The sequence below is a fragment of the Hydrococcus rivularis NIES-593 genome (assembly GCF_001904635.1).
GTDB lineage: Bacteria > Cyanobacteriota > Cyanobacteriia > Cyanobacteriales > Microcystaceae > Hydrococcus > Hydrococcus rivularis.
In genome coordinates this window covers 1-13,458 of sequence record NZ_MRCB01000032.1, presented here as the reverse complement: position 1 = coordinate 13,458, position 13,458 = coordinate 1, and the positions used below count along the sequence as shown (strand labels likewise).

Genomic DNA, 13,458 nt, shown 5'->3' with positions numbered 1-13,458 from the left:
CGTGGGGTTAGCCATCTTTACTCGATGGCTACTTTTTTTGGGAACTAGAAGCTAACAGGTTGTCCCAAAAGTATAGAAGGTGCAAGGTACAAGGTACTCCGCCGCCTCACGTCCGAGCCCGAAAAGCACTTCGTCATGTTAAGCATCGCGATCGCGGCGAACTGTTTAATGAACTCTCCGGTGGGACAAAAAGTCTAAACGGCAGACAGAACTGATGTAGAGCCATGCTAAAAACCAAGTCTCAGCAAACGGAGCCAGAAAATTTGGCGACCTTACCGCCTCGTCCGAAAACGCCTGAACTACTGCGGATGCTCAATCTGATTTTTCGTCCCGTAGACTACATGGACAATTATGGAAAACGCTATGGCGATTTCTTTACTGTCGGCAGCGAAAAAAATCCCTTCGTCTACGTCAGCAACCCCCAGGCAATCCAAGAGATTTTTACAGGCGATCCCTATCGATTTGATACTCGGATGAGGGGAGGATTTATTTACTTATTGCTAGGGGCAAACTCGCTATTATCCCTCGACGGTGCGAGACACCAACGGGAGCGAAAGCTTTTAATGCCACCTTTTCACGGCGATCGCTTGCGGGCATACGGTCATCTCATCTGCGAGATTACCCGACAAGTAACGGAATCTTGGCAAGTAGGCAAATCCTTTCAAGTTCGCTCCTACATGCAAGAAATTACCTTGAGAGTCATTTTACAAGCCGTCTTTGGCTTGCAGCAAGGAGAGCGTTGCGATCGCTTGAGGCAACTTATCGGTTCGATGCTCGATTCCATCAGTTCTCCCCTCAGTTCTACCACGATGTTTTTTCCAGCGCTGCGAAAAGATTGGGGAAACTGGAGTCCGTGGGGTCGCTTTTTACGCCAACAGGAACGAGTCGATCACCTTTTGTTCGATGAGATTCGGGAACGTCGAGAACGGGGGAATTTAGACGGTGAAGATATTCTCACCTTACTGATGTCGGCTCGCGATGAAGAAGGAAAGCCGATGACAGACCAAGAGTTGCGCGATGAATTGATGACGCTCTTGTTTGCCGGACACGAGACGACTGCATCTGCACTATCTTGGGCGTTGTACTGGATTCAGTATCTCCCAGAGGTGCAAGAAAAGCTGCGCTCCGAGCTAGCCACTCTCCCAGAAGAAGCCGATCCCAGCGAGATCGTCCGACTTCCCTATCTGACTGCCGTCTGCCAAGAAACCCTGCGAATTTATCCCATTGCTTTAGCTGCCTTTCCTCGCATCTTAAAAGCCCCGCTAGAACTCATGGGCTATCAGTTTAAAGCGGGTACGATGCTGGCTCCCTGTATTTATCTAACCCACCATCGCGAAGATTTATACCCAGAACCCAAGCATTTCAAGCCAGAGCGCTTTTTGGAGCGACAATATTCTCCCTTTGAATATTTTCCCTTTGGCGGCGGCAATCGTCGCTGCATCGGCATGGCATTGGCAATGATGGAGATGAAATTGGTACTGGCGACAATTTTATCTGACTATCAACTGGCACTGACTAGCAATCGTCCCGTGAAGCCAGTTCGTCGCGGTTTAACCATTGCTGCACCTGGTAGCTTGCGAATGGTCGTAACAAGTATAAATTAAATTTCTCGATACACTCGTTTGGGAGAACTTTGGAGGTCGATCGCAATAGCTACGGGGCGATTGCTGCGCTCTTTTGGCAACTGCGCTCCCCATTTCTGAAGGCTTTTCATTACGGCTTCTCGAACGACGGGTTCTTGCTCCCTAGAGAGCATCAGACAGAAATATTCGACCAGCTGAGGCTGGTAGACTTGACGCCAACGAGGTTGGCTAGCCAAATGGGAGAGTTGTCGCACGGCTATCAAGCGTTTGAGGGGATCGGCCGCTGTTAGATCTGGCAAGAGATGCTCGAATTTTCCCTCATCTCGCCGATCGCGATCGCTAATAAGGTGCCAAATTAAAAGGAGAAGCGTCAAGACAGTCCCAAACCCCTGTAAAATCGTCCCCGTTGCCAGCCAGCGGTTCTCAGAGTCTGCCCAAATAGAAGCGGCAATGTAGGTACTCAAGGCAGCCAATCCGCCGCTTCCAACCGCAACAGTCAACTTTCCCTGAGATCCTCTAAAAAACTGTCGCCAATGGAACCAGTAGGCTTGCCAGTTCCATCCCTGCATAAAATAGACAAGCAACATCAATCCTACCCCAGCAACCGTTGCCAGTACCAGTTTCCAGTTCCACAACAGCATCGCGGTAACCCCCAAAGCGGCAAGAAACCAACCAATTGCCTTTCGGATTGATTTTTTGCAGAGGAATTTAATCAGTTGTCTCTCGACTCGATTGAATGACGGGTTGCCAATCGAATAGCGAACTTGTTTCCACCAGTGCGATGCTTGTGCCACAGGGAATTCCTATTAAAGTGGACGATCGATAAAATTTTGTTTTTTAATGGCTGTTATTAGCATAGATCGGGAACGATCCGATCGCGAAATGCCACTGCCTAACTAATTTTACAGAGGTTTAGCGATTTGGAGGTGAAATGCGATCGCGCAATGCATCAAAAATTTAACTATTTATAACCTAATCGCTAAAAATAGCTTTCTCGCAACGCTTCTAGATAATCTATCGCCGCTTCTAGCTTATTGTCGTAAGCATGGGAAAATTCTTCAAACCACATTCCTTCTTCAGAACGAGGATTGAGTTTTTTTAACCACTCTTGCGCTTGTTGCCTCAATGCCCGTCGTTTTCGCTGCCGCCGTTCCAGGAGTTCTTGCTGTTGGCGTTCTCGTTCCAAGCGCTCTTTTTCTCGATATTCAGCTTGAATGTCTTGTAAGAACCTATTATCTGATGAGGACGCAACGGTTGCTGGAGGAGTCGATTGTAGGGGTTGTGGGGAATGGTTTTTCGGGTCTTCCAATTCAGCCTTCACCTGTGCTAGTAAATTATCGATAAGCGGTTGCGATCGCGTTGGTTCCGAAGATGGCGATGCTGGCTGATTTTGTTCGTACTCGGCTTTTAGTTGGGCGAGTAATTTCTCCATTTCGTCCATAATACTTACCCTTGGGCTAGTACAGCGTAGGGGATTTCATTGACTGATTACTGATATTAGTCAGCGATCGCGTTGAGCAAAACTTCCGTTAAGGTGTAATTTTCCATATCTTGGATAGTTATCGTATCGACGATATCAAATTTTGCCCCGACGGTTTGCATTTCGTCGTCTAGCGCCTTGAGAAAGCGCGTTGCTTCGGCATCATTGCCGATTTGAATGAAAGAAATCGCCAGTTCTTCATCTTTTTCCATACGCCGCGACGCTTCGATGATGACGCGCATCACTGCCTTGCGATCGTCGGGTTCCCCATCGGTGACGACCAAAATAATTTCTCCATTCGGTTTTGTCTGTCCGGCTGCTTTGCGCTGAAAGTAACCGTTGACGGCATCTTGCAGAACCCCTGCCAAGTCCGTCCCGCCGAGGGGTTCGTTTTCGAGAAAAATTTGTCGGACTTTGCTAGAGGTAACGTTGTCGTAGCGCTTAAACCTTCCCGAAAAGGTGTAGACGGTAATGCCATCGGGATCGACTTCTTCGCATTTGCTTGCCAAAGCCAGGGTTGACTCCTGCATCGAACTCCAGCGACTTCTGCCGCCTGGCTGGTCTTTAATTGACATGCTGCCGCTTTTGTCAATAATGAGCGTACAATCGCGTTGGTCTAACATTACCGTCTCCATAAATTACTCTGTACGAGCAAGGTATGTCTTACTCCCATTAATCGACGATAGCATCGAGCCAGTCTTCCGTCATCGTTAAATTCTCTAGATCCTCAACACTGAGCCTTAGCGATTCTTCTTTTATATTTGTTTGATTGGCTCAAAAAAATAGGAGAACAAGCGCTCGGTTCCAAGTCCAGGATTGAAGCGCTCCTCATTGCCATTGTTTCTGCGGCATAGCCATGAAAAATTTTGGGTGCGATCGATCGCGATATTAGCCGTCCGATTTAGAAAATCCGTAATAAAATTGAATCGGATTCTTGAGAGCCTAAGTTTTTGTAAACGAATAGAAGATGGGGATACTGACTAGAAAATGAGATTTCAAGAGCGGCTCTTTATGTCATTAATCGTAGGTGAGGATGGCTAATAACAATCTCAACGAGAGCAATGACTATCGCTCGACCGAGACAGCGAGGAATCGTAGATTGAATGCTTACCATCTCGATCGAACGATTAATTATTGGCCCCCTGGCAAACAATTAGAAGATGGGAAATATACGATCGTTCAAAAATTGAGCAGTGGCGGTTTTGGGATTACTTATTTAGCGCAGGATAATAGAAGTTGCGATCGCGTAGTTGTCAAGACCCTCAGCATAGAATATATCCCGCCCGATCGCTTCGAGCGATTCCGTAAAGATTTTCTTAACGAAGCCGTTCGGTTGGCAAAATGTTGCCATCATCCTCACATCGTCTGCATCATTGAGTTGATTGAAGAGGAAGGGTGGCCCTGCATTGTCATGGACTACATTCCCGGTCAAGATTTAGAAACGATAGTCAGACAAAAGATCCTATCGCCTGAAGAAGCTTTGCGCTATATCAGACAGATTGGCGCGGCATTAATTACCGTCCACCAACAAGGATTGCTGCATCGAGATATCAAGCCGAAAAATATTATCATTCGAGCCGATAGAGATGAGGCAGTTTTAATTGATTTTGGCATCGCTCGCGAATACAATCCTAATGTGGAAAGATCGCTGACAGCTTTTATGTCGGGAGGTTATACGCCTGTCGAACAAATTTATCCCAACGAACGCGAAAACAAAGCGGGGTTTTATACTGATGTTTATGGACTATCAGCAACTTTATATTATCTCGTGACAGGAACCAATCCTGAAGATGCACAAAGTCGAGTCATTAATTTAGCTAACCATCGCTCCGATATTTTAGTCAATCCTCGGACAATTAATCCAGAAATCAGTGCCGAATTGGATCGGGCAATTTGCAAAGGGATGGAGATCTATCCAGCCAATCGACCTCAAACCATACAAGAATGGCTCGACCTTTTACCAAATTCTTCTCATGAATTAGAAAGAGAGCAAACTTTAAAACTCGCGGCAAACCACCGTCAAAACAGCCATCCAAATCAATCGGTTCTTCGACCTTTAAAAAAAGGAAAACTTGGCAGAAAATCTAAAAGACATCTGGTTTGGATTATTGCAGGAGCGTTGAGCGCGATCGCACTCAGTATAGGCGCGATCGGGGTTCTACAAAGAATCCTAGAACGACCCACTCAAATTGACTCGAATAGCCATTCGAGTGTTGAGTTTGACAATCGAGAAGTAGCCGAGTATTCCCACTATGGAATTAAATTTAAATATCCAAAAGACTGGACGATTAAGCAATACGAACCCAATGAATTTACTCAAATCGTAGCTGAATTAATTTCCCCTAGCGATCGCGCTTCGACCGAATCGATTCAACCCAAAGTTCTTGTCGAACTTAGAGAACTGACTAATTCTTATTCAATCGATGAAGTTATGCAAGGAGCTACTGAAGAAATCCAAAAATATTTACCCAACTCCAACATTATAGAAAAGCAAAAGATCCAGTTGAGATCGCATCCAGCTTATTTATTAGTTTATACGGGATTGGATAAAAAAAATGCCTTGCAAAGAATGCAAATTGGAGTTTTAAATAGCGATCGATTATACATTCTGACTTATGAAGCAAAAGTCGAGCAATATAAAACCCACGAATCCACCGTACAATCTATCGTCAACTCTTTCGATTTTTCTCAGTGAAGCCTCTTAATAAAGTTTTTATTATAAACTATAAAAATCCTTTTTATTTTCTCCTAAAATTCTAATTGAAAAAGTTAAGAAAACGAACGGTGAAGCCTTACAACCTGACTAAGATTCTCAGTGGACTGGCACTCGTTCTGGCTTTCAACCAAACGACCGCCGAACCCAGCATGGCAGAAACTCAACGTTTCTTCTGTGCGGTACTCAACGGAAACTATACGACTTTTGTTCGTACCCCGCGAGGCAACGTCCCGCTCATTCTTTGGACTTCTGGTGCTTTCGAGCAAGCGGGATGGACGAATGAAAAGCGTTGCCTAGAGGTTACTGGTCGCTTTCAGAAGTACAACGAAAGCGGTAGACTGAAATATATTAGGACGAGTAGCATCAATCGACTTCCCGTCCTGTGCGTAGCGCAGAATAAAGAGGGCAGTTGCCAGACTAAAGATGTATTATTTACCCTGCGAGCGGGAACAAATGCCCAACAAGTCCTGACAAGACTCTTAGATGTTCGTCGCGGTGCTGGTAGGAGTACGCCAATTCAACTGAGCAACGAGCAAATTTTTTCCTATGACGAGAAAGGCGAACTCTACGCCGATATAGAAAACCTCATCCAAGCTTTGCCAGTGGAATCGGAGAGGAAAATCCAGCCGATTGAATCGAGAAATACAGAAACTACTCGACCTTTATGGTAAAGAAGAAGAGAGTGATGCAGGTAAGATGGCGATCGCTAGGACTCTCATTATTCATTGGGAGTTTGGTGGTAGGACTTCCAGGAAACACCCATAATGCCGAACTGGATCTGGCAAATCAAAAAGTCCAATCCGAGCAATTACGCGATCGCCTGAGCGAAGAACAACTGTATCGAGAAGCCCAAGCCATTACCGTCAGAGTCTTATCCTCATTATCGCTCGTCGGCTCGGGAACGATCGTTCGTGCCGAAGGCAACACCTATTTCGTGCTGACAAACGCTCACGTTCTCCGCGCTGCCCCATCTCCCTATCAAATTCAGACCCCCGACGGTGCGATTTACGAAGCCGCAGTCATCACGCCTGCTTCCTTCCAAAAGAACGATCTAGAAGTTTTACAGTTTAGCGCCGCCAAACCTGACTACTCGGCGGCCAAATTGGGCGCGTCGGCTACGCTAACTCAAGGAGAAGAAGTCTTTGCGGCTGGATTTCCCTTTTCCCTGGAGAAGGGAACTTCTGTGCCTGCCCCATCAAAAAACGTCTCTTCTCCCCAATATCCCACTGACAGCAGCTTTGCCTTCAGAGAAGGTCGCGTCGTTCTCGTGTTGGACAAAGCCTTAGAAGGAGGCTATCAAGTAGGCTATACTAACGAAATTGAGAGGGGAATGAGTGGCGGACCGCTACTGAACCGCGCCGGAGAGTTGGTAGGCGTGCATGGCATGCAAGCCTATCCCCTATGGGAAGCTCCCGACTATTACGAAGATGGCTCTGCGCCCCCTTCCCCTTTGCAACAAACGATCGCTCGTTCAAATTGGGCAATTCCTACCGAAAGAATCGTCCAGCCAGCAGCAACAACCCAACTATGGTGAAAGTCGCCACCCGAATTTCTGTCGCGTTAATCGTGGCTACGACAACGATTTCCCCAGTGCAGTCTTCTGGCGCGGAGAGTTCGTCGCCACCAGCCGTCGCTCAAATCGCCGCAGACATCACCGTGCGCATAGACGGACAAGAAAACGGTTCCGGCGCAATTGTCGCTAGAGAAGGCGATACTTACCGAGTTCTGACCAACTGTCACGTCGTCGATACGCCGGGAAGCTACGCGATTGTCACCTCCGATGGCGAGCAACACCTCATTAACATCCGTCAGGCTAATTGTCATCGGGAGGCAGATTTAGCCGTCGTGCAGTTTAACGCGAGAAAAGACTATTTAGTAGCAGAGATCGGAGATTCCGCCCAACTGACGACTGGGACTGCTATCTATATTGCGGGTTGGGTAGACCGAGATCCCGTCAATCCCGAACGGGGCTATCGGTTTCGCGATGGCGAGATCGCGGGAATTCAGCCCCATGCTAGAAAAGGATACGCGATCGTTCACACCAGCGAAAGCAGACCGGGAATGAGTGGCGGTCCGATTCTCGATGCCCAAGGACGCTTAATAGGCATCAACGGACAAAGCTTCACCGACCCCAACTCTAACGCAGTCGAGTTTTATGGCATCCCAATCGACACCTACACGAGTTGGCAAAAAACCGATTCAACTGTGTCAAACCCGGTTGCCGCAGTAACGCCTCTTCCCAACGACTCGCTAACCGAACCCAGCAGCAGTACTGCCCCTCCACCTACGCCAGAACCCGAACCCACTCCCACGCTCCCGCCCAGCAATAATAATACCCAAATCGCTTACGTCCCCAGCTCAAATTATGCCTTGGCTTACACGCTGAGAGGTCATGCTTGGCCCGTCGTTAGCGTTGCTTTCAGTCCCGACGGACAGAAAGTAGCAAGTAGCAGTTGGGACGACTCGATCAAACTTTGGAATCCAAAGAATGGGAAATTGGAAAGAACGCTCGAACTGCACAGTGCCGGAGTCAACGCGATCGCGTTTAGTCCAGACGGACAAAAGCTAGCCAGCGGCAGCGAAGACAAAACCATCAAAATTTGGAACCTGACTAAAAATAGCTTAGAACTGACGCTAACAGACCATGCAGACTGGGTGATGTCTCTTGCCTTCAGTCCCGACGGGCAACGGTTGGCTAGCGGTAGTAAAGATAATACCATTAAGATTTGGAATTTAGCGACTGGAACTTTAGAGACAACGCTCAGCGGTCATGCCGGTGCGGTGCAAAGCGTGGCTTTTAGTCCCGACGGACAGCGATTGGCTAGCGGCAGCGACGACGCGACCGTCAGAATTTGGAATGTCAGGACGGGTAGCTTAGAGCAAACCCTCGAACAACATGCCCAAGGCGTAAATAAAGTTGTTTTGAGTCCCGACGGACAGCGATTGGCTAGCGCTAGCAAGGATAAGACGATTAAGATTTGGAATGTCAGTACGGGCAGCTTAGAGCAAACGCTTAACGGTCATGCCGACAGCGTAAACGGTGTCGCTTTTAGCCCCAACGGACAGCAATTAGTTAGTGCCAGCGAAGATAAAACTATCAAACTTTGGAATCTGAGCAACGGCAGCGTAGAACGCACTCTCGAAGGGCATTCCAAAGCGGTTAAAAGCATTGCGTTTAGCCCGGACGGACAGGAGTTAGCTAGCGGTAGCTTGGATAATACCGTTGCAATCTGGCAGGCAAAACCACAGACAGAAGATGATTAATGTGAGTTCGGAACTTAGAAGCCAGAAGTTACAAGTAGGGGCGGATTTATCTCGAAACTCTGGGAACTTCCCAATAGCTAAATAAAAACCAGCCCTTAAACTCGGAAGGCAAAAGGCAGAAGAAAGGCAGAAGTCAGAAGTCGGAACGAGCTAAATCTGAATCGAACTTGCATATGATTAGTACAACTCTCAAAATCCCGCAAGACGAGTATGTCAAAGTTGGTTCTGTTAAGACTCGCTACTGGCGGGCAGGAAACAAAGGTTCTCCGGTCATTTTGCTACACGGTGGTGGGGGATCGGTGGAATTTTGGCTTTATAATATCCCCGTTCTGGCAAAGCATCACAGAGTTTATGCCTTCGATATGGTTGGTTCGGGTCTTTCCGATAAACCATCGGCTACCTATTGCCTCACCTATCAGGCACAATTTATCAAAGATTTTATGGAGGCTTTGGGGATCGATCGCGCTACTTTGATTGGTAATTCGATGGGAGGCGGTGCTGCTTTGCAGTTTGCCCTCCTGTTTCCCGAACGCTTGCACAAGCTGGTGCTAGTAGATAGTTTTGGACTGGGCAGGGAAATCTCCTTCGGTCTGCGGTTAGCTTCGATTCCCTTTGTCGTGCGATCGCTCCGTCCCAATCGCCGCATCTTTGAACCAATGATACGCCATGATTTTCACGACCCAACCTGCATTTCCCAAGAATGGCTCGAAATTCGCTATCCGATCTTTGCGCTGCCAGGGCGGCAAAAAGCACTCGAACAACTGGCGCGAACAAATTTAAGCTTACTGGGCGTTCGTCATTCTGTCTACCGCCCATTAGTCGAGCAACTGAGTAAGATCGCCGCGCCAACCCTGATCGTTTGGGGAAAACAAGATCGCATTCTACCCGTCGCTCATGCCTATGTTGCCGCCAAATATCTGCCGAATAGCCAGTTGCATATCTTCGATCCTTGCGGGCACCACCCCCATTTAGAACGCCCAGATGAGTTTAATCATTTGGTTTTAGAGTTTTTAGCTAGATAGCTTGCCAAGCGGGACTGGCGGTTCGACAATAGTTTTACAGGGAAGTAATCCATGTCGCAAAATGTGCAGCCAAGCACAATCCTGTCCCAGCCGCAATAAGCTCTAGGTAATACTGGAGTTGTAATTAATCGTTTATTATTAAACGCGAAGCTGCTAGAAATAAACTAAACCCAACTCCTCGTACCCCTGCACTTTCAGTTGATAAGCGAATAAAAATAGCAAGTAGGATACCGATAAATAATATCATTTTTCATTGATATAGTCGATCGCCCTCACCCCTAACCCCTCTCCCTATTTGGGAGAGGGGTGAAGAATGTATATCGTGAAAACATGAAAATTGGTATAAGATCGATCCTAACTTGCCATTTCTTGGGGCGAGTGGCTGCTTTCATGAATCTTTTGGCATAAATGATTTTGATCTCGCGCAAAGGCGCAAAGGAACTCGCAAAAAAACTGGCATGGAAATCTGATTGCTCTAGCTAAGTTGGCTCTCGCTTGCGCCTAAAATCGCGATCGCATCTCCGACTCGCACGACTTTTCCAGCTTCCGAAGTAGGGACGTTGGTATTCACGCTTAATCGGTAAAAATGGTTAAAACGCTGTGGAATTGTCCACGAGGGTAGAGATTGTTGGCGTTTATTGATAAATACTTTCTGGAAATTAGCGGTCGCTTCTCCCGTTTTGGAATCGCGCGTAGGAACGATGCAACGCTGACAGGGGTTGATTCCTTCAAAGAGCACTTCTCCTACTTTAAAGCGAACGCACTGCCCTGCTTGGGCAAAGAGCCGATCTTCCCAAAACGGCGGGACTCCAGCAATCTCTAAGTTAGCTCGCAGTCGCAGCCGCATTTCTTCTACACTCAGTCCAGGAAACCAGGAAGCAATTTCCTCAATCGTCCCCGTACTAATTACAGTCGGTCCTTTGGCATTGAGATCGTCTGGAAAGCCTGTTATTAAATTCTGCTTTAATTTAACTGGAATGCCAAAGTAATTGCTTAACCAGTCTTCTAATTTAGTTCTCTCCTTATCGAGATGAAAAGTCGCTTTTTGGTCGGTGCCCTGGATTTGTAGAGAGATGTAATTTAATTCGTCGTCAAATTGCGATCGCAGTAAATGAACTTTGGCATTGCGCTTGCCATTGACGAAGTTACCATTCTCGTCAAACAAAGCCAACTCGCGATCGTGCTCGATCGCACCACTTTCGAGTATCGTTGCTTGTGTCAAAGAAATTCCATCAAGCGACTTCACCGGATAAATGTGAATGCTCATTATATAAGGTAATGCATTCATAAGCACTAATTTACAAATAACTTTTCAAAAGAGAACGAGGAGTCGCACAAGCAACTAGAAGTATTTCTGCATCGCGTTCCCCTTTCGCCAAGAGTCGGTGAGGAGTGCTGGCATCAAAGTGAGCGGCATCGCCGGGATGGAGTAAGTACTCTTCGTCAGCGAGTGCTAGCACCACTTTGCCAGAGAGAACGTAAAGCCATTCCTCGCCGTCATGTTGATAAAGCTGCTCTTGCTTGCGTTCTGCCGGGACTTTGACTCGAATCGGATGCAGGTTAGCAGTAGGAAGGCTACCCGCTAGAGAAGTATAAAACAGACCATTGCCTTCTTTTGTTGCCGCATCTTTAGCGCGGATGATGACTCCAGCAGTCGCCTTGTGCTCTTGGGAAGCGGCTTCTAAGGCTGGCTCGAACAATAATGGTAAAGTGAGTCCATAGGTTTGAGCGAGATTCAAGAGAACGGCTAAAGATGGCTGGCGATCGCCACTTTCGAGTCTTGAAAGATACGCTTCAGAAATGCCAGTTCGACGAGCCAGTTCTTCAAGCGTCCAGCCCCGTTCGTTACGCAGGGCACGCAGCCGCCTACCGAGCTTGGTAAGTTCGGGTTTGAGTTGAGTGTCTGTTGTTGCATGCATAGCTTCTATCTTAATTCTTTTTTGCCTTTTAGTCAAACTATTTATAAATTATTTGTCTTTTAGGCAATTTTTTTGAGAAGAATCACTAATATCATTTTTCATTCATTAATAACAGAGATAGTCGATCGCCCTCACCCCCAACCCCTCTCCCTATTTGGGAGAGGGGAGAAGAATGTATATCGCGAAAACCTGAAAATTGGTATAACTACTAACTACTAACCGATTGGCGATCGCTAAAGACCAATGACCAATGACCAATGACAAAAACTAATAAGCCTGTAAAATTATTCCTAAAACTCCGATGCTCTTGACTTAATAAATAAACAATGTCTGCGCTACCGCCTTTAAATACAGATACCATCTGGGCAATTTTGAATGAAGAAATCGATGATGCTACTGTCAATCAATTAGTCTGGCACTATCTCGGCTATCGCTATGACCAATCCAGTCAGAAATGGGATACAAGCCAAGTAGCAGAGGATTGGAAACAAGAATATCCAGAACCTCCAGATTTTATTGCCAACAGACCTCCAACTGTAAAACTTACCCGGTCCATTCCAGTTGAAAACAAACAATTATTAAAAGAAAAACTGGGATTTCAAGGCTATAAAGTAGGAGAATTTGGACCCAGACAGACGCGCCGCGCTACGGCAGCTAATTGGCTGTTAGGTTATCTGCAAACTCGATAGAATATTAAGTAAGGTAACAAAACTTGTAGAAATTTTAATCTTATGGCTTTATTCGGATTTGGTAAAAAGCTTTCCCTTCCTACTCCTGAAGAAGCATTACCCGGACGGGCAGAACCCATGCCAGTTCCTGCCTTTCACTACGTCAACGGCAATCCTCTCAAACCTCCCTATCCCGATGGATTAGAGATGGCAATGTTTGGCATGGGATGTTTTTGGGGCGCAGAAAGAAAATTCTGGCAGTTAGAAGGCGTTTTTATCACGGCAGTGGGGTACGCGGCTGGAATTACTCCCAATCCTACCTATCAAGAGGTTTGTACGGGGATGACGGGTCATAATGAAGTAGTTCGCGTTGTTTACGATCCGAAGGTCATTAGCTACGAACGACTCCTGAAAGTGTTTTGGGAAAACCACGATCCCACCCAAGGGATGCGTCAGGGAAATGATGTCGGCACTCAGTATCGTTCTGGCATCTATGTCTATTCTGAGAAGCAAAGAAAATTAGCCGAAGCGTCGCGGGATCTTTATCAAAAAGCTCTCAGCAAAGCCGGATATGGAAAGATTACCACTGAAATTCTGGATGCGCCGGAATTTTATTATGCAGAAGGCTACCATCAACAATACCTGGCAAAAAATCCCAATGGATATTGTGGATTGGGAGGAACCAAAGTAGAGTGCCCTATCTCGCTTGGCGTTAACCTGAGTTGATATTAGGAGTTAAACGTTCGTACCAGGCGTTTTGGTAGCAACCGTACAGAAACTTACGCTAAGGCTGTAAAGCTTGCCAG

General features: G+C 46.8%; 14 protein-coding genes. 9 read left to right on the top strand and 5 right to left on the bottom strand.

Going from position 1 to position 13,458, the window contains the following annotated elements; all coding sequences use genetic code 11:
• The first annotated feature begins 224 nt into the window (after positions 1-224).
• Entirely contained in the window at positions 225-1,604 is a 1,380-nt protein-coding gene (locus NIES593_RS19360) for a cytochrome P450 (protein WP_073601144.1), read from the top strand.
• Here the strand turns inward: NIES593_RS19360 and NIES593_RS19355 are convergent.
• From NIES593_RS19355 to NIES593_RS19345, 3 genes are all read right to left on the bottom strand, one after another.
• Positions 1,601-2,377, bottom strand: coding sequence for an ATP synthase subunit I (locus tag NIES593_RS19355; RefSeq protein WP_073601143.1), 777 nt, complete (start codon positions 2,375-2,377; stop codon positions 1,601-1,603). The genes NIES593_RS19360 and NIES593_RS19355 overlap by 4 nt on opposite strands.
• 185 nt (positions 2,378-2,562) lie before the next feature.
• Positions 2,563-3,024, bottom strand: coding sequence for a salt stress protein, Slr1339 family (locus NIES593_RS19350; RefSeq protein ID WP_073601142.1), 462 nt, complete (start codon positions 3,022-3,024; stop codon positions 2,563-2,565).
• Positions 3,025-3,080: 56 nt separating this feature from the next.
• On the bottom strand, positions 3,081-3,686 hold the full coding sequence (locus NIES593_RS19345; RefSeq protein ID WP_073601141.1) for a vWA domain-containing protein: 606 nt from the start codon (positions 3,684-3,686) through the stop codon (positions 3,081-3,083).
• A gap of 410 nt (positions 3,687-4,096) precedes the next feature.
• Between NIES593_RS19345 and NIES593_RS19340 the strand changes: the two genes are divergently transcribed.
• From NIES593_RS19340 to NIES593_RS19320, 5 genes are all read left to right on the top strand, one after another.
• Positions 4,097-5,758: a PsbP-related protein gene (locus NIES593_RS19340; protein WP_073601140.1), complete on the top strand. Its 1,662-nt coding sequence runs from the start codon at positions 4,097-4,099 to the stop codon at positions 5,756-5,758.
• Between the two features lie 89 nt (positions 5,759-5,847).
• Entirely contained in the window at positions 5,848-6,450 is a 603-nt protein-coding gene (locus NIES593_RS19335) for a COP23 domain-containing protein (protein ID WP_073601139.1), read from the top strand.
• Positions 6,444-7,313 carry a S1 family peptidase gene (locus NIES593_RS19330; protein ID WP_217651974.1) on the top strand — a complete coding sequence of 290 codons (870 nt, stop codon included), beginning with the start codon at positions 6,444-6,446 and terminating at the stop codon, positions 7,311-7,313. The genes NIES593_RS19335 and NIES593_RS19330 overlap by 7 nt, the downstream gene beginning before the upstream one ends.
• Positions 7,307-9,043, top strand: coding sequence for a WD40 domain-containing protein (locus tag NIES593_RS19325; protein WP_073601137.1), 1,737 nt, complete (start codon positions 7,307-7,309; stop codon positions 9,041-9,043). Before NIES593_RS19330 ends, NIES593_RS19325 begins: the two co-directional genes overlap by 7 nt.
• A 173-nt stretch (positions 9,044-9,216) precedes the next feature.
• Entirely contained in the window at positions 9,217-10,065 is an 849-nt protein-coding gene (locus NIES593_RS19320; protein WP_073601136.1) for an alpha/beta fold hydrolase, read from the top strand.
• A 475-nt stretch (positions 10,066-10,540) separates the two neighbouring features.
• On the opposite strand, the gene NIES593_RS19315 is transcribed toward NIES593_RS19320, so the two are convergent.
• Positions 10,541-11,353 carry an MOSC domain-containing protein gene (locus tag NIES593_RS19315; RefSeq protein WP_073601135.1) on the bottom strand — a complete coding sequence of 271 codons (813 nt, stop codon included), beginning with the start codon at positions 11,351-11,353 and terminating at the stop codon, positions 10,541-10,543.
• A 10-nt stretch (positions 11,354-11,363) separates the two neighbouring features.
• Positions 11,364-11,984, bottom strand: a complete 621-nt coding sequence (locus tag NIES593_RS19310; RefSeq protein WP_073601134.1) for a helix-turn-helix domain-containing protein — start codon at positions 11,982-11,984, stop codon at positions 11,364-11,366.
• 72 nt (positions 11,985-12,056) lie between these two features.
• On the opposite strand from NIES593_RS19310, the gene NIES593_RS24325 reads away from it, so the two are divergent.
• From NIES593_RS24325 to msrA, 3 genes are all read left to right on the top strand, one after another.
• Positions 12,057-12,203 (top strand): hypothetical protein, encoded by a 147-nt coding sequence (locus NIES593_RS24325; RefSeq protein WP_175561180.1) that lies wholly within the window; start codon positions 12,057-12,059, stop codon positions 12,201-12,203.
• A gap of 107 nt (positions 12,204-12,310) precedes the next feature.
• Positions 12,311-12,673, top strand: coding sequence for a DUF1823 family protein (locus NIES593_RS19305; protein WP_073601133.1), 363 nt, complete (start codon positions 12,311-12,313; stop codon positions 12,671-12,673).
• Between the two features lie 42 nt (positions 12,674-12,715).
• Positions 12,716-13,378, top strand: a complete 663-nt coding sequence (gene msrA / locus NIES593_RS19300; protein ID WP_073601132.1) for a peptide-methionine (S)-S-oxide reductase MsrA — start codon at positions 12,716-12,718, stop codon at positions 13,376-13,378.
• The last annotated feature ends 80 nt before the right edge of the window (positions 13,379-13,458 follow it).

Bases quoted from the DNA above. Each gene is read 5' to 3' on its own strand.
- NIES593_RS19360 (WP_073601144.1), top strand. From the start codon at position 225: ATGCTAAAAACCAAGTCTCAGCAAACGGAGCCAGAAAATTTGGCGACC.
- NIES593_RS19330 (WP_217651974.1), top strand. From the start codon at position 6,444: ATGGTAAAGAAGAAGAGAGTGATGCAGGTAAGATGGCGATCGCTAGGA.
- NIES593_RS19320 (WP_073601136.1), top strand. From the start codon at position 9,217: ATGATTAGTACAACTCTCAAAATCCCGCAAGACGAGTATGTCAAAGTT.
- NIES593_RS19340 (WP_073601140.1), top strand. From the start codon at position 4,097: ATGGCTAATAACAATCTCAACGAGAGCAATGACTATCGCTCGACCGAG.
- NIES593_RS19315 (WP_073601135.1), bottom strand. From the start codon at position 11,353: ATGAATGCATTACCTTATATAATGAGCATTCACATTTATCCGGTGAAG.
- NIES593_RS19310 (WP_073601134.1), bottom strand. From the start codon at position 11,984: ATGCATGCAACAACAGACACTCAACTCAAACCCGAACTTACCAAGCTC.
- msrA (WP_073601132.1), top strand. From the start codon at position 12,716: ATGGCTTTATTCGGATTTGGTAAAAAGCTTTCCCTTCCTACTCCTGAA.
- NIES593_RS19350 (WP_073601142.1), bottom strand. From the start codon at position 3,024: ATGGACGAAATGGAGAAATTACTCGCCCAACTAAAAGCCGAGTACGAA.
- NIES593_RS19345 (WP_073601141.1), bottom strand. From the start codon at position 3,686: ATGTTAGACCAACGCGATTGTACGCTCATTATTGACAAAAGCGGCAGC.
- NIES593_RS19325 (WP_073601137.1), top strand. From the start codon at position 7,307: ATGGTGAAAGTCGCCACCCGAATTTCTGTCGCGTTAATCGTGGCTACG.
- NIES593_RS19305 (WP_073601133.1), top strand. From the start codon at position 12,311: ATGTCTGCGCTACCGCCTTTAAATACAGATACCATCTGGGCAATTTTG.